The organism is Caulobacter sp. DWR2-3-1b2 (assembly GCF_049896345.1).
Lineage (GTDB): Bacteria > Pseudomonadota > Alphaproteobacteria > Caulobacterales > Caulobacteraceae > Caulobacter.
The window spans coordinates 1,035,597-1,055,492 of record NZ_JAFCUC010000001.1 but is presented as its reverse complement, the minus strand read 5'-3'; the positions used below and the strand labels follow the sequence as shown (position 1 = coordinate 1,055,492).

13 protein-coding genes are annotated in these 19,896 nt (G+C 67.3%); 6 read left to right on the top strand and 7 right to left on the bottom strand.

Going from position 1 to position 19,896, the window contains the following annotated elements; all coding sequences use genetic code 11:
* Positions 1-127: 127 nt before the first annotated feature.
* Positions 128-2,290: a primosomal protein N' gene (locus ACP694_RS05160; RefSeq protein WP_426011299.1), complete on the top strand. Its 2,163-nt coding sequence runs from the start codon at positions 128-130 to the stop codon at positions 2,288-2,290.
* A gap of 194 nt (positions 2,291-2,484) precedes the next feature.
* Here the strand turns inward: ACP694_RS05160 and ACP694_RS05155 are convergent, their stop codons facing one another.
* A complete protein-coding gene (locus tag ACP694_RS05155; RefSeq protein WP_426010941.1) occupies positions 2,485-3,267 on the bottom strand; it encodes a TerC family protein in 783 nt (260 codons plus the stop codon).
* Positions 3,268-3,383: 116 nt separating this feature from the next.
* On the opposite strand from ACP694_RS05155, the gene ACP694_RS05150 reads away from it, so the two are divergent.
* The 4 genes from ACP694_RS05150 (at position 3,384) to ACP694_RS05135 (ending at position 7,584) form a co-directional block, all read left to right on the top strand.
* Positions 3,384-4,481, top strand: a complete 1,098-nt coding sequence (locus tag ACP694_RS05150; RefSeq protein WP_426011298.1) for an acyltransferase family protein — start codon at positions 3,384-3,386, stop codon at positions 4,479-4,481.
* A gap of 67 nt (positions 4,482-4,548) precedes the next feature.
* Positions 4,549-5,232: a CHAP domain-containing protein gene (locus tag ACP694_RS05145; protein WP_426010939.1), complete on the top strand. Its 684-nt coding sequence runs from the start codon at positions 4,549-4,551 to the stop codon at positions 5,230-5,232.
* 51 nt (positions 5,233-5,283) lie between these two features.
* Positions 5,284-6,243, top strand: a complete 960-nt coding sequence (locus ACP694_RS05140) for a magnesium transporter CorA family protein (protein ID WP_426010937.1) — start codon at positions 5,284-5,286, stop codon at positions 6,241-6,243.
* 69 nt (positions 6,244-6,312) lie between these two features.
* Entirely contained in the window at positions 6,313-7,584 is a 1,272-nt protein-coding gene (locus ACP694_RS05135; RefSeq protein ID WP_426010935.1) for a pentapeptide repeat-containing protein, read from the top strand.
* Positions 7,585-7,878: 294 nt separating this feature from the next.
* Here the strand turns inward: ACP694_RS05135 and ACP694_RS05130 are convergent, their stop codons facing one another.
* A complete protein-coding gene (locus ACP694_RS05130; RefSeq protein ID WP_426010933.1) occupies positions 7,879-8,733 on the bottom strand; it encodes a crotonase/enoyl-CoA hydratase family protein in 855 nt (284 codons plus the stop codon).
* 99 nt (positions 8,734-8,832) lie between these two features.
* Here ACP694_RS05130 and ACP694_RS05125 point away from each other — a divergent pair, with 99 nt between their 5' ends.
* Positions 8,833-9,624, top strand: coding sequence for an SH3 domain-containing protein (locus tag ACP694_RS05125; protein ID WP_426010931.1), 792 nt, complete (start codon positions 8,833-8,835; stop codon positions 9,622-9,624).
* A 131-nt stretch (positions 9,625-9,755) separates the two neighbouring features.
* Here the strand turns inward: ACP694_RS05125 and odhB are convergent, their stop codons facing one another.
* From odhB to ACP694_RS05100, 5 genes are all read right to left on the bottom strand, one after another.
* Positions 9,756-10,991, bottom strand: a complete 1,236-nt coding sequence (odhB, locus tag ACP694_RS05120; RefSeq protein WP_426010930.1) for a 2-oxoglutarate dehydrogenase complex dihydrolipoyllysine-residue succinyltransferase — start codon at positions 10,989-10,991, stop codon at positions 9,756-9,758.
* A 60-nt stretch (positions 10,992-11,051) separates the two neighbouring features.
* A complete protein-coding gene (locus tag ACP694_RS05115; protein ID WP_426010929.1) occupies positions 11,052-14,015 on the bottom strand; it encodes a 2-oxoglutarate dehydrogenase E1 component in 2,964 nt (987 codons plus the stop codon).
* A 168-nt stretch (positions 14,016-14,183) separates the two neighbouring features.
* Positions 14,184-15,068, bottom strand: coding sequence for a succinate--CoA ligase subunit alpha (gene sucD / locus ACP694_RS05110; RefSeq protein ID WP_426010927.1), 885 nt, complete (start codon positions 15,066-15,068; stop codon positions 14,184-14,186).
* Complete coding sequence (gene sucC / locus ACP694_RS05105) at positions 15,069-16,268, bottom strand: ADP-forming succinate--CoA ligase subunit beta (protein ID WP_426010925.1); 1,200 nt, start codon at positions 16,266-16,268, stop codon at positions 15,069-15,071.
* Between the two features lie 242 nt (positions 16,269-16,510).
* Positions 16,511-19,867 (bottom strand): glycosyltransferase, encoded by a 3,357-nt coding sequence (locus ACP694_RS05100; RefSeq protein WP_426010923.1) that lies wholly within the window; start codon positions 19,865-19,867, stop codon positions 16,511-16,513.
* Positions 19,868-19,896: the final 29 nt, after the last annotated feature.

Here is a 19,896-nt window from a genome sequence, read left to right as displayed (position 1 = left end):
TGGGCAGGCGGGGACAACCCTGATGAAGCCCCAGGTTCGGTTAACAGCCGCTTATGGGTGACGACGCGCCGTCTCGACCTGGGAACGTTTCCAAGGCAGAACCCGAACTCCGCCCATGTCAGGTCCCATGCCCCGCATCGCCTCCGTCCTGCTGCCCATGCCGCTGCCCGAGGCCTTCGACTATGCCGAGCCGGAGGGCCTGGGGTTGGTGGTCGGCGACCATGTGACCGTTCCGTTGGGTCCAAGAGTGATTCGCGGCGTGGTCACCGCCATGCGCGACGGCGCCGGTCAGAACCGGCCGCTCAAGCCGGTTCTGGAGCGGGTGGACGACCCGCCCCTGCCGCCCGGCGTGCTGACCTTCATCGACTGGGCGGCGCGCTATTCGGTCGATATCCCAGCCTGGCCCCTGGCCATGGCCCTGCGCGGCCTGCGTCATCCCGCCGCCAAGCCCGACAAGGCCCTGGTGTTGACCGGAACACAGCCCGCGCGCATGACGCCCGCCCGGCTGAAGGTGCTGGCCGCCGCCCAGGCTGGCCCTATCGCTTCGGGCGCCCTGGCCACGGCGGCGGGCGTCTCGACCGGCGTGGTCAAGGGGCTGGTCGACGAGGGCGCGCTGGCCGTGACCTGGATAGAGCCCGACCAAAGCTTTCCCCAGCCCGACCTCTCCCTGCCGGCCCAGACCCTCAATCCCAGCCAGCAGGCCTCGGCCGACGTACTGGCCCAGATGCTGGCGGCCGGCGGCTTCCAGGCGGCCCTGCTGGACGGGGTAACGGGCTCGGGCAAGACCGAGGTCTATCTGGAGGCCGTCGCCGCCGCCTTGGCCGCCGACCCGCAGAGCCAGGTGCTGATCCTACTGCCCGAGATCGCCCTGACCCAGGCGGTGATCGCCCGCTTCGAGCAGCGGTTCGGCGTCGCGCCGGTCGAGTGGCACTCGGGCGTCTCGCCGCCCAGGCGCCGACGGGCCTGGGAGGGCGTGGCCACCGGCCAGGCGCGGATCGTGGTCGGGGCCCGCTCGGCCCTGTTCCTGCCGTTCAAAAGCCTGCGCCTGGTGATCGTCGACGAGGAGCACGACGGCTCGTTCAAGCAGGAAGAGGGCTTCATCTACCAGGCCCGCGACCTGGCCGTAGCCCGCGCCAAGATCGAGGGGGCGCTGGTGGTGCTGGCCTCGGCGACGCCGTCACTGGAGAGCCTGTGGAACGCCCAGCAGGGTCGCTATCGCTGGCTGCGCCTCAGCGCCCGCCACGGCGCGGCGCAACTTCCGGACATTGACCTGATCGACATGCGCGAGACCCCGCCGGAGCCCGGCCGCTGGCTGTCGCCGCCGCTGGTCAAGGCCGTGTCGCTGGCCCTGTCGCGCGGCGAGCAATCCTTGCTGTTCCTCAATCGCCGGGGCTATGCGCCACTCGTTTTGTGCCGGGCTTGCGGCGAAAAGATGAAGTCGCCCGACACCGACAGCTGGCTGGTCGAGCATCGCTATACCGGCCGGCTGGTCTGCCACCTGACCGGCTTCTCGATGAAGAAGCCCGAGGCCTGCCCCCACTGCCATGCCAAGGACAGCCTGGTGTCGATCGGTCCGGGCGTCGAGCGGGTGGAGGAGGAGGCGCGCCACCTGTGGCCCGACGCGCGGGTGGCGGTGTTCTCGTCCGACACGGTGTTCGACGCGGCCGGGGCGCGGGCGCTGGTCGAGACCATGGCGGCGGGCGATATCGACATTCTCGTGGCCACCCAGGCCGCCGCCAAGGGTCACAACTTTCCCAACCTCACCCTGGTGGGCGTGGTCGACGCCGACCTGTCCCTGCGCGGCGGCGACCTGAGGGCCGGGGAACGGACGTTCCAACTGCTGGCCCAGGCGGCCGGGCGGGCGGGCCGCCACGAGAAGCCCGGTCGGGCGCTTCTCCAGACCTACGCGCCGGAGCATGGCGTGCTGCAGGCCCTGAAGGCCCAGGACCGCGACGCCTTCGTCGAGGCCGAGATGGCCATGCGCCAGGAGGCCGGCCTGCCGCCGTTCGGCCGCCTGGCGGCGGTGATCGCCTCGGGGCCGGACGCCGCCGCCCTGGAAGCCTATTGCCAGGCCCTGGCGGCGGCGACGCCCAATGCCGAAGGGGTGGAGGTGTTTGGCCCCGCCGACGCGCCCCTGGCCCTGGTGCGCGGCCGGCGGCGCAAGCGGTTCCTGGTCCGGGCGGATCGCTCAGTGGATCTGCAGGGCTTTCTGGCGGCCTGGCGGGCGCGGGCCAAGGTCCCGAACTCGGTGCGGGTGGTGTTCGACGTGGACCCGTACAGCTTCTTGTAGAGATCCGGGGCGCAAGTGCGGGTCCGGGCAGGATTGGGGACAGGCGCATGGGCCTGTCCCCAGCCGAGATGTTCCCAGCCAAGACGGGGGCTAGAGCATTTTTCGAGCGAAGCGGTTCTGGTTCGCGTGAAGAAAAATGCGTCAAAACAAAAGATTAGAGCTCACGGCCTGACGCAGTCAGGTCGGGAAATGCTCTAGTGGCCCTTTCCGCCGCCCTTCTTGCGCGACATCATGTTCAGCCCCTCGACCCCGCCCGAGAAGGCCATGGCCGCGTAGATGTAGCCCTTGGGCACATGGACGCCGAAGCCCTCGGCGATCAGCACGGCGCCGATCATCAGCAGGAAGCCCAGGGCCAGCATGACCACGGTGGGATTGTTGTTGATGAAATTGCCCAGCGGGTCGGCGGCCACCATCATCAGGCCCACGGCCACGACCACGGCGATGATCATGATCGGCAGGTGATCGGTCATGCCCACGGCGGTCAGGATCGAGTCGATCGAAAACACGATGTCCAGCAGGATGATCTGGAAGATCGCGCCGCCGACATTGGAGATCGCCGCCGTCTTCACGTCGGGCGCGGACTCGTCCTTGGCCGGATCGACGCTGTGGTGGATTTCCTTGGTGGCCTTCCAGATCAGGAACAGGCCGCCGGCCAGCAGGATCAGGTCGCGCCACGAGAAGGCGGTCTCGAAGCTGGGTTCGCCATGGGCGTTCAGCGGTCCGACGATCCCCAGGTCGATCACCGGGTGAACCAGGCCGACGATGAAGGCGATGGTCGACAGCAGGACCAGCCGCATGATCAAGGCCATAGAGATGCCGATCTTGCGCACCCGGCCACGGTCGGCCTCGGGCAACTTGTTGGACAGGATCGAGATGAACACCAGGTTGTCGATGCCGAGCACGACCTCCATGACGATCAGGGTGACCAGGGCGGCCCAGGCGGCCGGATCTGCGGCGAGGTCAAGGAGTTCGTTCATCGTACCGTTCTAACTTCGGTGTGGAAAACGCGTCTGCGCCTCCCCCACAAGAGGCGCCGTCCATGCAAGGGACGCGACGGAAGCCCCCAGGCTTCGCCAAACCAAGAGTCGAGATGATGCCCGACGCCGCCAATATCAAGCCCCTGACGGCCCTTCGGTTCTTCGCGGCCTTCTGGGTGGTGATGTATCACTACTGGCCAAACCTCTCGGCGGCCCTCCCGCCGGCGATTATTGGCAAGGGTTATCTGGGCGTCGAGGCCTTCTTCACCCTGTCGGGCTTCATCCTCTGCCACGTCTATCTGCAGGGCTTCGGCGCGGGAACGTTCCGCTATGGCGACTTCCTTTGGAACCGGATGGCGCGGGTCTATCCGCTGCATCTGGTTACCCTGGTCGGCGTGGGTCTGATGGCTGCCGCCGCCGGCCTGGCCGGCATCGCCGTCGATCACAACATGCTGGCCTGGAGCGCCCTGCCCGCCAATCTGCTGCTGGTCCAGGCCTGGGGCTTCGCGCCGTTGGCCGGCTGGAACCATCCGTCCTGGTCGATCTCGGCCGAGTGGTTCGCCTATCTCAGTTTCCCGATCTTCGCCCTGGCCGCCTGGCGGCTGCGGGATCGGCCGCGGGTCGCCGTTTGCCTGGCCCTGGCCCTGATCGCCGCGCTCTATCCGGCCTTCCAGGCCCTGGCCGGCTTTCCGCTGACCGAGGCCACCATCCGCTGGGGGTTCCTGCGCATCGTGCCGTGCTTCGCCTATGGCTGCGCCCTGCACGCCCTGTGGCGCTCCGGCGCCGTGACCGGACGATTCTCAGGGCTGGCTGCCTGTTTCGCGGGCGCCGCCGTGCTTCTGGCCGTGCATTTCGGCGCCCCGGACCAGATCATCGTCATGACCCTGGGGGGGCTGATCGTCACCCTCGCGGGCATGGCCGCCGCAGGGTCACGCTTTGCGACCCAAGCCCCGCTCGTGTACTTGGGCGAGATCAGCTACTCGACCTACATGATCTGCATCCCCTGGAAGATCCTGGCGGGCAATGCAGCGGCCAGGCTTTTGAAGATCGAGGGCGAGCAACTGCCCCTCTATGCTTGGCTGGCGATTGTTCTGGCGCTGGTCCCGCTGTCGGCGATGTCGTATCACCTCATCGAGAAACCGGCCCGCGAACGCATGAAAGCTTGGGCGCGAGGCTGGCGGTCGCGACGCCCTGCCACGATTAGCGCCGGATAAACAGACTTTTCATATCTGTCTGTCAGGGTTATCCCTTGGCTCAGTGACGCGGGGGAGCACCCAAAGCATGACGAAACGGACGAGAACCTTCTGGGGTTCCCTGGCCGCGGCCGCCATGATCAGCCTTGTGCCGATGACCGGCGCGCAGGCTGACGGGTATTGGCAGTGCGTCCCGTTCGCGCGTCTGATGTCGGGCATCCAAATCTTTGGCGACGCCCGCACCTGGTGGACCCAGGCGGTCGGCAAGTACGACACCGGCTTCATGCCCCGCTCCGGCGCCGTTCTCTGTTTCAAGCCCACCGCCCGCATGAACCTTGGCCACGTCGCCTTCGTCAGCCAGGTGCTGACCGACCGGGTGATCCAGGTGACCCACGCCAACTGGTCGATCATCGACGGCGGCCGCGGCCAAGTCGAAAAAGACGTCACCGTGGTCGACGTCTCGCCAGCCGGCGACTGGAGCGCCGTGAAGGTCTGGTACGACCCGATTCGAGATCTGGGCACCACCGTCTATCCGACCCACGGCTTCATTTACCAGAACGCCCAGGCCACCACGATCGCCGCCGCCACCTCGAAACTGGCCTTGGCCCAGAACGCCGCCGTCTCGCTGGCCAAGTCGGCCGCCAACCAGGTCGCCGCCTCGGTCCGCGCCAGCTCGCCGCTGGACATGATCAACCAGGCCGCCGATTCGACCGACCGCATCGCCGCCCTGATCGCCTCCTCGCAAGACAACGACAAGCCGCAAGCGCGTTGACCTGAGGCGCGCGCTGGGCCATGCCCGGCGCGTGAACAAAGCGACCCTTCCATGCTGAGAGTGCTGCGCCATGGCGCGCCGGGCTTCGAGTCGGGCGGCTTAAAGCCCGACTGGCGGCTGCCCGACGACGCGGTGTGGATCGAGTTGGTCGATCCTACCCGCGCCGAAGAAGTGGCGGTCGAGAAATCGATCGGCCTGCTGCTGCCCACCCGCGAGGAGATGGCCGAGATCGAGGCCTCCTCGCGCCTCTATCAGGAGGATGGCGGCACCTTCATGACCGCCACGGTTCTGGCCCACGCCGACAGCGACCTGCCCACCGCCGCCCCCGTGACCTTCGTGCTGACCGGCCAGCGGCTGGTCACGATCCGTTATGTCGAGCCGAAAGCCTTCGCGGTGTTCGCCGCCCAGGCCGAGCGCCAGCCCAGCCTGTGCCCCAGCGGCGCCCAGACCTTCCTGGGCCTGCTGGACGCGGTGATCGACCGCACCGCCGACATTCTCGAGCGCACGGCGGGCGAGGTCGAGGTCCAGTCGCGGATCATCTTCAGCCGCCCGCGCGGCGCGGCGTTCGAGGCGATCCTCAACCGCTTGGGCCGGGCCCAGATCATCAATTCTAAGGCTCGCGACAGCCTGGTCAGTCTGGCCCGCCTGCTCAGCTTCGCCAGCCTGGCCGACCAGTTCGAGGGCGACCGGGAACTGCGCGACCACCTCAAATCGCTGCAACGTGACGTCCAGTCGATCACCGACCATTCCAACTACCTGTCGGGCAACATCACCTTCCTGCTCGATGCGGCGCTAGGCTTTATCAACATCGAGCAGAACGCGATCTTCAAGATCTTCTCGGTCTTCTCGGTGATGTTCCTGCCGCCGACCCTGGTGGCGGGGATCTACGGCATGAACTTTCAGCACATGCCGGAGCTCGCCTGGCTGCACGGCTACCCGTTCGCCATCTTCTTGATGATCGCCGCCGCCGCCGGACCGCTGCTGTGGTTCAGACGTCGCGGATGGCTTTGACTTTTCTGGGCAAATCGAACCTTTCCTTAAAGCCGACATGACAGGGTTCGGCGAAAAGAGCCCACCAGAATGTCCGCCGCCGCCCCCTCCGCTCAAGCCGGCCTGATCCGAACCCTTCCGCTTCGGGCGTTGAAGGCCATGGTCGAGGCCCACGCGCGCTACCTGAAGGGCCAGCCGGGCGGGACCCGGGCCAACCTCTCCTATGTCGATCTCGACAACGTCAATCTGGAAGGCGTCAATCTTTCGGAAGCCGACCTGACGGGCGCACGGCTGTCGGGCGCCCTGATGGCCCGCGCCGTCCTGACCCGCGCCACCCTCTACGGAGCCGACCTGCGCGACGCCGACCTGCGCGAAACCGACCTGTCACGGTGCGACCTGCGCGGGGCCTGCCTGCGCGGGGCCAACCTGTCGGGGGCCGACCTGTCGGGCTGCGACCTGCGCGAGGGCGTCACCGCCACCCAGGACGCCGCCGAGGGCTTCAAGATCCTCCAGCACCGCGCGCGGCGCGGCGAGTTGGACCATGCGGTGGCCCGCGGCGCCAACCTGGCCGGCGCCCAGATGAGCGGCGATTTCGCCCGGGCCGCCGACCTGACCGACGCCGACCTGACCGGCGTCAGCCTGCAGGGCGCGCGGCTCAACCACGCGATGCTGGACGGTGCCAACCTCTCGCGGGCCAATCTCTACAACGCCGACCTGAGCGGGGCCTCATTGCGCAAGGCCGTGCTGGTCGGCGCCGACCTGGCCGGGACCAGCTTCGAGGACGCCGACCTGACGGGGGTGCTGCGCGCCCCGCCGCCGCTGATCTATGTCGATGACGAGCCGCTGCACGACATTCTCGAACTGCACGAGTTGCACATCGCCACCCAGGGCCGCGACGGCGCGGCCGCCAGGATCCCGATGGTCGATTTCAGGCCGCTGAAGCGATTGAAGGGCCGCAAGCTCAGCGGTCTGTCGGCGCCGGGCGCGACCTTCTTCGGCATGGACCTTGAGGGCGTGCATCTGCAAGGCGCCAACCTGGCCGAGGCCGACCTGCGGGGCGTCAACCTGCGGGGAGCCGACCTGCGGGGCGCACGTCTGGTCGGCGCTCAATTGGCTCGGGCCGACCTGAGCGGCGCCAGGCTGGGTCCCCTGACCATCAGCCAGGGCCGGATCCTGCGCACCGACCTCAGCCGCGCCAACCTCCGTAACGCCAACCTGACCGGGGCCAGCGCCCGCCGCGCCCGCTTCATCGACGCCGATCTCGGCCGCTGCAAGCTGGACGGCTGCGACCTGACCAGCGCCGAGCTGCCGGAAGGGTTCGCGGGCTATCCGCCGCCCGATGCGGCGGTGAAGGCGCGCTGATAGGCGGGCCGCGCCCCCCCCGCGAGCGACATCGGCCGCCAGATTCGGACAGGCCTCCAGGATCCCCGATCCCGTCAATCTGCGCAGAGCGGTCACCATCATCCGGTCGCCAGCGCTGAAGACCCCGTCGAACCAGTCGCCGTCGTCCAGGCGCGCGGAAAGCTGGTTCAGCCGGTCACGGACGCGTTGATCGCGGCGTCAAATGCAGGCGGTTTCGGCAGTCCCGGATCCGCAGCTCTGCGGGCCTTGTCCGGGATGACAACCGTTACACGGCCTGAACAGCGCTCCCCAGAGCTACATGCGCTTTCGCAGCGGCACGAGGTCGGGATAGACCGGTTCGCGGCCCTGGGCCTTGGCCTGGAAGGCTTCCATCATGTGCGGCGGCGAGAACATGCCGGTCTGCCAGGTGGCGATATAGTCCAGCCCGTCCCGGATCGAATGGTCGCGGGCGTAGTTGATCATCACCTTGCTGCCAGCCACGGCCAGGGGCGACTTGCTGGCGATTTCGCGGGCGGTGGCCAAGGCGTGGGCGACCACCTCTTCGTGGGTGGCGAACACCTCGTTGACCAGGCCGATGTCACGCGCCCGCGCGGCGGGCAGCCGCCGGCCCGTATAGGCCAGCTCGCGCACCCAGCCCTCGGGGATCAACTTGCACAGGCGCGGGAAGGTGCCGACATCGGCGGTCATGCCGATATTGATCTCGTGGATCGTGAAGAAGGCGTCGGCGGTGGCGTAGCGAATGTCGCAGGCGCTGGTGAAGTCCACCGCCCCGCCGATGCAGCCGCCCTGGATGGCGACGATCACCGGCATCCGGGCCTCGTCCAGGCAGTTGAACGTGTCCTGCAGGTGATGCACGTGGCGGCGGAAGCTCTCGGCCGCCACGAAACGGTCGGCGGGTTCTCCCCCGGTCACCCCCTCACCGTCGGTGAACACCGACAGGTCCATGCCGGCGCAGAAATGCTTGCCGGTCGAGGAGATGACGATGCAGCGGGCGCGGGCGTTGTCATCGATGTCGCGAATGATCGCCGGCAGTTCGTTCCAGAACGCGCGGGTCATGGTGTTCAAGGCCTCGGGGCGCTTGAGGATCAGATGGGCGACACCCGCCTCGATCTCGACGTCAAAGCAGCTATAGTCCAACTTGTCGTGCACGTGCCTTCCTCCCTTATCGTTGATTAGTTGTATCACGAGAGCCAGGCGCGCCAACCAATCTCAAGCTTTCAACGCTTTTCAACCGAAGGAACATCGCCCATGACCAGACATCAAATCGCCGCCGCCCTCTCGGTCACGGCCATGCTCGGCTCGCTTGTCGCAGCCCCCGCCCCCGCCATGGCCCAGTCCAAAGGATTGGGCGGGCTGTTCTCCTGCGAAGGCTCGGGCAAGAAGCAAGAGGGCGGCGCCTTGGTCGGGGCCGGCCTCGGCGCTTTGCTGGGCAGCAAGATCAGCAAGAACGAAAAGACCCTGGGCGCCCTGGTCGGCGCGGCGGCCGGCGCGGCGGCGGGCTCCTATATTGGCTGCCGCATGCAGTCGACCGACACCGCCCTGGCCCAACAGGCCACCAAGCGCGCCCTGGAAGAGGGCCGCTCGCAGACCTGGAACAACCCGCGCACCGGGGCCTCGGGCCGGATCGACGTGGTGTCGTCGTCCTACGGCCCGCCGCTGAGCGGCGATGGCCTGCGCTTCGAGCGCAATGTCAAGGTGCTGGACAGCTATGACGCCGTGAGCGGCGACTATACCGCCCGCTCGACCGCCAACCTTCGGGCTGGCCCGTCCACCCGTTCGGCGGTGGTCGGCAAGCTGTCGGCCGGCGATCGGGTCGAGGTCCTGGGCGGCGTGCCGTCGAGCAACTGGCTGCTGGTCGGCCGCGGCGGCTATGGCGCCGGCTATGTCTCGACCTCGCTGCTGGCCCAGAATGGCTACGGCCCTGCCCCCGGCTGCCGGGTGATCGCCGCCTCGGTCAGCACCTCGGGCGATCGTCCGACCACGGAGCGCTACAGCGCCTGCAAGGATACGCGCGGCGAGTGGCAGCTGACCCAGGCCTAAAACTAGGGCCGCAGGCCCTTCTCTATCCGTCTTCCCGGCCTTCGCTGGGAAGACGGATAGAGGCAGACATGGAAACGGCGTGCGGGCCAGGCCCGCACGCCGTTTTCTTGATCAACCCTGAAGGCGGCCGACTACAGTTCGAGCAACAAACGCTGCGGATCTTCCAGGGCTTCCTTGACCTTGACCAGGAAGGTCACGGCGCCCTGGCCGTCGACCACGCGGTGGTCGTAGCTCAGCGCCAGGTACATCATCGGCCGGACCTCGATCTTGCCGTTCACCACCATGGCCCGCTCCTTGATCGCGTGCATGCCGAGGATCCCCGACTGCGGCGCGTTGAGGATCGGGGTCGACATCAGCGAGCCGTAGATGCCGCCATTGGTGATGGTGAAGGTGCCGCCCTGCATGTCGTCGATCGACAGCTGGCCGTCGCGGGCCTTCTTGCCCAGGGCGCCGATGGCCTTTTCGATCTCGGCCAGGCTCAGGGTGTCGGCGTCGCGGACGACCGGAACCACCAGGCCCTTCTCGGTGCCGACCGCCACGCCGATATCGTAGTGGTTCTTGTAGACGATGTCGGTCCCATCGATTTCGGCATTGACGTCCGGCACGGACTTCAGGGCGGCCACGACGGCCTTGGTGAAGAACGACATGAAGCCCAGCTTCACGCCGTGCTTCTTCTCGAAGATGTCCTTGTACTGACCGCGCAGGGCCATCACCGCCGTCATGTCGACCTCGTTGAAGGTCGTCAGCATGGCGGCGTTGTTCTGGGCTTCCTTCAGGCGACGGGCGATTGTCTGACGCAGGCGCGTCATCTTCACCCGCTCTTCGCGCTCATGGATGGCGCGCGGCGCGGCCGGGGCGGCGGCCGGAGCCGGGGCGTTGGCGCGGGTTTCGAGGGCGGCCAGGGCGTCGCCCTTGGTCACCCGGCCGTCCTTGCCGGTGCCGGCGACCTTCGACAGGTCCAGATTGTTCTCAGCGGCGATGCGGGCCGGGGCCGGGCTGACCGGGGCGACGGTGGTCGCAGCCGGGGCTGCGGCGGCGACCGGAGCGGGCGCCGGCGTCAGCGCGGGAACAGCGGCCGGAGCCGGAGCAGCAGCGGCAGGCGCGGCGGCGGCCGGAGCGGCGGTCGCGGCGGCGCCTTCGGTCACCACGCCCAGCACGGTTCCAGGAACCACGGTGGCGCCTTCCTCAGCGCCGATCGAGGACAACACGCCATCGGTCGGAGACACGACCTCGAGGCTGACCTTGTCGGTTTCCAGTTCGACGAGAAGTTCGTCCTTCTTCACCGCCTCACCGGCCTTCTTGGTCCAGCGCGCGACCGTCGCTTCGGTGACGGATTCGCCGAGGGCGGGGGTCATGATGTCGGCCATGTGGGGTTCCGATGTCTCTGGTTTGGTCGGCGGGTTCAGGGTCGAGGCGAAGCGAAGCGGTCAGGCGAACGCTTCGGTCAGGAAGGCTTCGAGTTCTTTCAGGTGGCGGCTCATCATGCCGGCGGCCGTGGAGGCCGAGGCGGGACGACCCACATAACGCGCGCGCTTGGCCTTGACGTCCAGCTTGGCCAGGCTGAGCTCGATCCACGGATCGACAAAGGTCCAGCCGCCCATGTTCTTGGGCTCTTCCTGGCACCAGACCAGCTCGGCGTTCTTGAAGCGGCCCAGCATGCCCAGCACCGACTTCAGCGGCCAGGGATAGAACTGCTCCAGGCGCACGATATAGACGTCGTCGCGGCCCGACTTGGCGCGAGCGTCGATCAGGTCGTAATAGACCTTGCCCGAGCAGAAGATGACGCGGTTGATCTGATCGTCGCTCTTCAGCTTGATCCCGCCGACGTCGCAGCCGGCTTCGGCCCCGTCGATCATCACCCGGTGGAAGCTGGAACCCTCGGTCATGTCGGCCAGGTTCGAGACGGCCTTCTTGTGACGCAGCAGGCTCTTGGGCGTCATGACGATCAAGGGCTTGCGGAACTCGCGGTGCATCTGGCGACGCAGGGCGTGGAAATAGTTGGCCGGGGTGGTGCAGTTGACCACCTGCATGTTGTCCTCGGCGCACGACTGCAGGAAGCGCTCGAGGCGCGCCGAGCTGTGCTCGGGACCCTGGCCCTCATAGCCGTGCGGCAGCAGCATGGTCAGGCCGCTCATCCGCAGCCACTTGCGCTCGCCCGAGCTGATGAACTGGTCGATGACCACCTGGGCGCCGTTCACGAAGTCGCCGAACTGGCCTTCCCAAAGGGTCATGGTGTTGGGGTCGGCCAGCGAGAAGCCGTATTCGAAGCCCAGAACCGCCTCTTCCGACAGGGCCGAGTCGATCACCTCGTAATGGGCTTGGCCGGGGCGGATGTTGTTGAGCGGCGTGTAATGTTCTTCGGTCGTCTGGTCGATGACGTCCGAATGGCGCTGGGTGAAGGTGCCGCGCACGCTGTCCTGGCCGGACAGGCGGACGGGGAAGCCCTCGTCGAGCAGGGTGGCGAAGGCCAGGTGCTCGGCCGTGCCCCAGTCAATGTTCTCGCCCTTCTCGATCGCCTCGCGGCGATTGTCGATCACGCGCTTGACGGTCTTGTGGGCGTTGATGCGGTCGGGAACGGTGGTGATCTGGCGACCGATCTCCAGCAGCCGGGTCGCGGCGACGTCGGTCTTGCCCTTGCGCTCTTCGTCCCCGGCCAAGGCCAGGCCCTTCCACTTGCCGTCCAGCCAGTCGGCCTTGTTGGCCTTATAGGCCTTGCCGGCGTCAAATTCCTTGTCGAGGAAGTTCTCGAACTCGGTGACCCAGCCCTCGGCCTCGGCCTGGGTGGCCACGCCCTCGGCGATCAGGCGGCGGCTATAGATTTCGCGGGTCGAGACGTGATCCTTGATCTTGGCGTACATCAAGGGCTGGGTCATCGTCGGGTCGTCACCTTCATTGTGACCGAACCGGCGATAGCAGAACATGTCGATGACCACGTCCTTGCCGAACATCTGGCGATATTCGGTCGAGACCTTGGCCGCGAAGACCACGGCCTCGGGGTCGTCGCCATTGACGTGGAAGATCGGGGCCTCGACCATCAGCGCCACATCCGAGGGATAGGGCGAGCTGCGCGAATAGCGCGGGTTGGTCGTGAAGCCGATCTGGTTGTTGACGATGAAGTGTATGGTGCCGCCCGTGCGGTAGCCCTTCAGGCCCGACAGGGTGAAGCACTCGGCCACCACGCCCTGGCCCGCGAAGGCCGCGTCGCCGTGCAGCAGCAGCGGCAGCACGTGGCCGCGGCCAGCGTCGGGCTGTTCGCGCAGGGCGAAGGCCTGCTTGGCGCGGGCCTTGCCGATCACCACCGGATTGACGATTTCCAGGTGCGAGGGGTTGGCGGTCAGCGACAGGTGGACGCTGTTATCGTCGAACTCACGGTCCGATGAGGCGCCCATGTGGTACTTGACGTCGCCCGAACCCTCGACGTCCGAGGGCAGGCTGGTGCCGCCCTGGAACTCGTGGAAGATCACGTGATAGGGCTTGCCCATCACGGCGGCCAGCACGTTGAGGCGGCCGCGGTGCGGCATGCCCAGCACGATGTCCTTCACGCCCAGCGCGCCGCCGCGCTTGATGATCTGCTCCAGGGCCGGGATGCAGGCCTCGGCGCCATCGAGGCCGAAGCGCTTGGTGCCGGGGAAGCGCTTGTGTAGGAAGCGTTCGAAGCCCTCGGCCTCGATCAGCTTCTTCAGGATGGCGATCTTGCCCTCCTTGGAGAACACGATTTCCTTGTCTCGACCCTCGATGCGCTCCTGCAGCCAGGCCTTCTCGGTCGGATCCGAGATGTGCATATATTGCACGCCGACATTGTCGCAGTAGGTGCGGCGCAGGATCGACAGGATCTCGCGGATCGACGAGATTTCCAGACCCAGCACGAAGTCGAGGAAGATCGGGCGATCGTAGTCGGCTTCGGCGAAGCCGTAGGTCGCGGGGTCCAGCTCGGGGGCCGAGGCCTTGGGCTCCAGGCCCAGCGGGTCGAGATTGGCGGCCAGATGGCCGCGCATCCGGTAGGCCCGGATCATCATGATGGCGCGCAGGCTGTCCAGCGTGGCGGCGCGAACGGCTTCCGACGACGAGCCCGGCGACTTGGCCTCGATGGCCTTGGTCATCTTGGCTTCGACGGCGGGCGCGACCGAGGGCCACTGGCCGTCGATCGCCGACAGCCATTCGGGACGCACGATCGGGGCGGCCTTGGGCGTCCAGGACGGATCCAGCGCGGCGCGCTTGACCTGGTCGGCCTGGTCCTGAAGCGTGGCGAAGAAGGCGGCCCAGGACGGCTCCACCGATCCGGGGTTCTCGGCCCACCGGGCATAGAGGTCCTCGACGAAGGCCGCATTGGCTCCGTAGAGGAACGAGGTCTCGGTCAAGACCTGATTGATGATACCCGCGTCGTCCGCCATCGTTTTCGCCTTAGATCCCTTACGGCACCGGTAGCCCAGGACCGTAAATATAGTCTCTCAATCACCCGGGCGCCCGCCATGTCCGGCGGGGCCCAGGTGATTTTTTCGGATCGTCGACTGGCGGTCGCAAAAAACCTGGGCCCCGCAGGGCGGGGTCTCGGTGTCGTTTTAGCCCTTGAGGACCTCAAGCAAGGTCTCGCCCAGACGGGCCGGCGAGGGCGAGACGCGGATGCCCGCGGCCTCCATCGCCGAGATCTTGTCTTCCGCGCCGCCCTTGCCGCCCGAGATGATCGCGCCGGCATGGCCCATGTGGCGGCCGGGAGGGGCCGTGCGGCCGGCGATGAAGCCGACCATGGGCTTGCTGCGGCCGCGCTTGGCCTCGTCGGCGATGAACTGCGCGGCTTCTTCCTCGGCCGAGCCGCCGATCTCGCCGATCATCACGATCGACTTGGTGGCTTCGTCGGCCAGGAACAGCTCCAGAATGTCGATGAACTCGGTGCCCTTGACCGGATCACCGCCAATGCCGACCGCCGTGGTTTGGCCCAGGCCCGCATTGGTGGTCTGGAACACCGCTTCATAGGTCAGGGTGCCCGAGCGCGAGACGACGCCCACGCTGCCGGCCGAGAAGATGCCGCCCGGCATGATGCCGATCTTGCACTGGTTGGGGGTCAGGACGCCGGGGCAGTTGGGGCCGATCAGGCGCGACTTGCTGCCTTGCAGGGCCTTCTTGACCTTGACCATGTCCAGCACCGGGATGCCTTCGGTGATGCAGATGATCAGCGCGATCTCCGCGTCGATGGCTTCCAGGATCGAGTCGGCCGCGAAGGGCGGCGGGACGTAGATCACCGAGGCGTCGGCGCCGGTGGCCTCCTTGGCTTCGCCGACCGTGTCGAACACCGGCAGGCCGATGTGCTGCTGGCCGCCCTTGCCGGGGGTGACGCCGCCGACCATCTTGGTTCCGTAGGCGATGGCCTGTTCGGAGTGGAACGTGCCCTGGGCGCCGGTGATGCCCTGGCAGATGACCTTGGTTTCAGAACCGATAAGGATCGACATTTAGCGAGCACCCTTCACGGCGGCGACGATCTTTTCGGCGCCGTCGGACAGATCATTGGCGGCGATGACGTTCAGGCCGCTTTCCGAGATGATTTTCTTGCCGAGTTCGACATTGGTGCCTTCCAGGCGCACCACCAGCGGAACCTGCAGGCCGACTTCCTTCACCGCGGCGATCACGCCCTCGGCGATGATATCGCAGCGCATGATGCCGCCGAAGATGTTGACCAGTATGCCTTTGACGGCCGGGTCGGCGGTGATGATCTTGAAGGCCGCGGTGACCTTCTCCTTGTTGGCGCCGCCGCCGACGTCGAGGAAGTTGGCCGGCTCGGCGCCGTACAGCTTGATGATGTCCATGGTGGCCATGGCCAGGCCCGCGCCGTTGACCATGCAGCCGATTTCGCCGTCGAGGGCGATATACGCAAGGTCATACTTCGAGGCTTCGATTTCCTTGGGGTCTTCTTCGCTCTCATCGCGCAGGGCGCGGATGTCCGGCTGGCGATAGAGGGCGTTGCCGTCGAACGACACCTTGGCGTCCAGAACCTTCAGGTGATCATCCGCCGTGACGATCAGCGGGTTCACTTCCAGCATGGCCATGTCCTTGGCCAGGAACGCCGTATAGAGCTGGGTGAGCAGGGTGGCGGCTTCCTTGGCCAGGCCGCCGGTCAGGCCCAAGGCCTTGGCCAGGGCGCGCGCGTGGGTCGGCCAGACGCCGGTCGCCGGATCGATCGAGAAGCTGTGGATTTTCTCGGGAGTGTCGTGGGCGACGTCCTCGATGTCCATGCCGCCTTCGGTGGAGGCGACCACCGAGACCATCGAGGTCTCGCGGTCGACCAGCAGCGACAGGTAGAATTCCTTGGCGATGGCCGCGCCTTCCTCGATGTAGAGGCGGTTTACCTGCTTGCCCTTGGGGCCGGTCTGGTGGGTCACCAGCACGCGACCGAGCATCTCGGCGGCGTTGGTCTTGACGTCTTCCACCGACTTGACGACGCGAACGCCGCCCTTGGCGTCGGGGCCCAGGCCCTCGAACTTGCCCTTGCCGCGGCCACCGGCGTGGATCTGGCTTTTGACGACAAACACCGAACCACCCAGCTTTTCAGCGGCGGCTACAGCCTCCTCGACGGTGAAGGCGGGGTAGCCGCGCGGAACGGGGACGCCGAACTCCGCGAGGACGGCTTTGGCTTGGTGTTCGTGAATGTTCATGAGGGACCGGTCTCGGGGCGACGGCTTCTGAAATGTGGCCGGGTTATAGGAGTGCTATTTGGCAGGCGCAACCGCGCGCGGACCGATTAGGCCGCTCATGTGAAAAAGTGGGCCGGCCTTGCCCAACCCCGACACGGCTTGGACTTTTCGGCGCACATCCGCTTTTCAGGAGGCCTGGCCGGTCCGCGGCGTCGCATAAAAGGTACCGCTACCAATAACTTGACCGAATGAAAACCTTGTCATCACCCGGCCCTCACCGTCGCCGAGCCCCGCCGCTCCAGCTTGCCCCAGCCGACCCGGCCGCCCCGCGCGGCGGTCAGCACCGACTTGACCACCACATAGTACATCAGCTGGCGATAGCCGAAGCGCTGCACGGGCAGGTACGGAAGGTCGGCCCAGGGCGCGCGCTTCTCCAGCGCCATGCCCAGCGCCCCGGCCGATAGGTCCACCAGGATGAACACCGCCCAATAGAGCAGGCCCCGGATGGTGTCGTCGGGTGACCATTCCACCGGGTGGGCGATGGCGCCGTACAGGCCGGAGATCAGCCCCCAGACCACCGCCAGATCAACCAGGGGGGCGGCGACGGCCAACAGGATCTGGAAAAGCCAGATCTGCGGCAGGGCCACAAAACCCAAGGCGGGTGTCTTGGGGCTGAACAGCGCCGCGCGATGCTTCCACACGCACTGAAGGGTGCCGAACGACCAGCGGAAGCGCTGCTTGAGCAGGCCCGCCACGGTGTCGGGGGCCTCGGTGAAGGCCTGGGCGGCGGGATCGAAGGCCACCTTCCAGCCGGCGCGCTGACAGGCGATGGTCAGGTCCTGGTCCTCGGCCAGGGTGTCCGAGGGATAGCCGCCCAGGTCGTCCAGCACGCTCTTGCGCCAGGCGCCGACCGCGCCCGGCACCACCGTCACCGCGCCCAGGGTCGCCAGGGCGCGGCGTTCGAGGTTCTGGGCGGTGACATATTCCAGGGCCTGCCAGCGGGTGACGGTATTGACCCGGTTGCCGACGATGGCGTTGCCGGCCACCGCTCCGATGGTCGGATCCTGGAACCAGCGCACCAGGCGCCCGATGGTCTTGGGCGGAAACAGCGTGTCGGCGTCCAGCGCCACCACATACTCGCCCTTGGCGACGGCCAGGCCGCGATTGACCGCCCGCGCCTTGCCGCCATTCGGAAAGCTCAGCAGGGTGACGCGCGGATTGTCGCCGTGGGCCTTGCGCACCTCGTCGGCGGTGGCGTCGGACGAGCCGTCGTCGAGCACCAGCACCTCGAGGTTCTTCCACTCCGACTCCAGGATCCGCGCCACCGAGGCGGCGATGACCTTCCCCTCGTTGAAACAGGGTATCAGCACGCTGACCAGCGGACCGGTTTCGGGATCGAGGTTCTGCGGGCTTTGATGCGTCGAGCGGTGAACCAGGGCCAGTCCCGCCAGGAACACCAACCGCGCCATGCCCAGGGCGATGGCGGTGATGAACAGGGCGGCCAAGCCCGCCTTCACCCCGCGAAACAGGCCAAAACCGACGCGGTCCAGCGCCAGGGCCACCGGGTCGCGATCGCTGACCGGCATGACCTGGGCTGGCGTCATCCCGGCCAGTTCGCCGACCGTCACCAGGCGGTAGCCCCGGGCGCGGATGGCGTCGATCAGGCCCGGCAGGGCCGCGACGGTCCGCGACCGGTCGCCGCCGGCGTCGTGCAGCAGCACCACCTGACCCGGCCGGTCGCCCGGATGGTCGAGCCGCTCCAGGGTGCGGTCGATGATCGTCTGGGGCGTTGGCTTCTGCCAGTCGTCAGGGTCGATGCGGAGGCCGGCGACCAGATAGCCCAGGGTCTGGGCGATCACCAGCGGCGCCACCTCGTGCGGGGTCGAAGGCTCGGCGTCACCGAAGAACGGCGGGCGGAACAGGCGCATCGAGCGGCCGGTGATCACCTCGAACAGGCGCTGGGTGGCGTTCAGCTCGACATCGGTCTGGGCGATCGGCGTCTCGCCGATATTGGGGTGGGTCCAGGTGTGGCTGCCCACGTCATGGCCCTCGGCGACCTCGCGCTTCACCAGATCGGGCCTCGTCTGCATGTTCTCGCCGATCACGAAGAAGGTGGCCGGGGCGTTCTTGTCCTTCAGGACCTTGAGGATCTTCGGCGTCCAGCGGCCGTCGGGGCCGTCATCGAAGGTCAGGGCCACCAGACCGGGCTTCTGGCCGTAGCGCTCGATCACATAGGAACTGGGTAGGGTGTCGTAGGTCTGGCCGGAGATCAGGCCGGTGTCGGGATCGAACTCCAGGGTGCGTTTGCCGGGCGTGGGCAGGGCCGAAACCCGCAGCACCTCGCCGCCGCCGTCGAAATCGACGCTCTGGCCGGCCGGGATGCGGGTCAGGCCGGCGGCCGAGACCTGCCCATAGGGCTTGCCCAGCACGCTCCAGACACCCGGATCCTCCATGCCCATCCGCCACAGGCCGTAGCCCCGCGGTCGCCACTGGTCGGTGACCTTGACCGCGTTGAACAGGGTGGTGGCGTCCAGGAACCAGACGACATGCTGGCCGCCGCCGTCGTCCTCATAGCCATAGGTCGGGTTCAGGGCGTCGTCGTCCATGTCGATGGTCGCGCCGGCGTCCTGGGCGTTGCGCATGGCCTCGTGGAAGGTGACCGCGTCACCGGCCGCCGGCTTGCCATCCTTTTTGATGGTCCAGTCGTAGCCATAGGCGCCCAGGGCCATGATCGTGCGGGCGGGATCCAGCTTGGCGAACCGCTTGGCCAGTTCGGACTCGTACCAGTCCTGGCCGGCGTTGGGTCCCGGATCGCCGAAGGCGTAGTGCTGGTCATAGGCCATCAGCACCAGGGTATCGGCGGCGTCCTGCAGACGCTTAAGCGGCCAGCCCTCCTCGTCGAACGGCGCGGTGACCCACACCTCGCGGCCCTGAGGCTTCAAGGCCGCGCGGGCCTCGTCCAGCAGCTTGGGATAGTTCGCCAGACCCTTGGGCCCCAGGTTCTCCAGGTCGAAGACATAGCCGCCATAGCCGCGCTTGACCGCCAGATCGGCCAGGGTGGTCACGAGCTTGTGGCGGGCGGCGGGATCAGCCAACAGGGCGTCGGCTAGCGGGCCGTTGAAGCTGGCATTGGCCGAGTTGTGGACCAGGGGAAGCACCGCAGGATGGTTGGGCGCGGCGGCGATCCGCGCCACGCCCTGCGGGTCGTCGTCGACTGTCACGTCGCCGGCCGAGCTCTTCAGCGCCACCCACTGGGGCGACACCACGTCCAGCTTGTCGATATTGCGCCGCAGGGACTCGCGGGAGTCCTCGTCCCAGCTGACATAGAAGCCGACGCTGATCGGCCGGGCCGGGCCGATCCCCGCCGCTGCGGCGGGGCGGGGAACCTTGCGCCAGGCCAGGGTGGGCTTCAGCCGATGGGCCGTTTCCTTGTGCAGCGACGACAGGATGTGCGGGTCCCGCAGGATCACCGACGGCAGGCGCGGGGCGAAGGCCAGGGTGGCCAGGAAGGCCGCGACGATCGCCGCCAGCGCCGACAGGCCGATCCCCAGGATCAGACGCATCCGCCGGTCCCGCTTGCCGGTGGGATCGTGGAAGATGTGCCGGTCGTCGCCGCTCATGGTCAGGGTTCCGCGTTCCTCAGCGCTCT

What these genes read in the sequence shown, in the direction of transcription:
- ACP694_RS05160 (WP_426011299.1), top strand. Translation starts at nt 128, where the DNA reads ATGCCCCGCATCGCCTCCGTCCTGCTGCCCATGCCGCTGCCCGAGGCC.
- ACP694_RS05155 (WP_426010941.1), bottom strand. Translation starts at nt 3,267, where the DNA reads ATGAACGAACTCCTTGACCTCGCCGCAGATCCGGCCGCCTGGGCCGCC.
- ACP694_RS05150 (WP_426011298.1), top strand. Translation starts at nt 3,384, where the DNA reads ATGCCCGACGCCGCCAATATCAAGCCCCTGACGGCCCTTCGGTTCTTC.
- ACP694_RS05145 (WP_426010939.1), top strand. Translation starts at nt 4,549, where the DNA reads ATGACGAAACGGACGAGAACCTTCTGGGGTTCCCTGGCCGCGGCCGCC.
- ACP694_RS05140 (WP_426010937.1), top strand. Translation starts at nt 5,284, where the DNA reads ATGCTGAGAGTGCTGCGCCATGGCGCGCCGGGCTTCGAGTCGGGCGGC.
- ACP694_RS05135 (WP_426010935.1), top strand. Translation starts at nt 6,313, where the DNA reads ATGTCCGCCGCCGCCCCCTCCGCTCAAGCCGGCCTGATCCGAACCCTT.
- ACP694_RS05125 (WP_426010931.1), top strand. Translation starts at nt 8,833, where the DNA reads ATGACCAGACATCAAATCGCCGCCGCCCTCTCGGTCACGGCCATGCTC.
- odhB (WP_426010930.1), bottom strand. Translation starts at nt 10,991, where the DNA reads ATGGCCGACATCATGACCCCCGCCCTCGGCGAATCCGTCACCGAAGCG.
- ACP694_RS05115 (WP_426010929.1), bottom strand. Translation starts at nt 14,015, where the DNA reads ATGGCGGACGACGCGGGTATCATCAATCAGGTCTTGACCGAGACCTCG.
- sucD (WP_426010927.1), bottom strand. Translation starts at nt 15,068, where the DNA reads ATGTCGATCCTTATCGGTTCTGAAACCAAGGTCATCTGCCAGGGCATC.
- sucC (WP_426010925.1), bottom strand. Translation starts at nt 16,268, where the DNA reads ATGAACATTCACGAACACCAAGCCAAAGCCGTCCTCGCGGAGTTCGGC.
- ACP694_RS05100 (WP_426010923.1), bottom strand. Translation starts at nt 19,867, where the DNA reads ATGAGCGGCGACGACCGGCACATCTTCCACGATCCCACCGGCAAGCGG.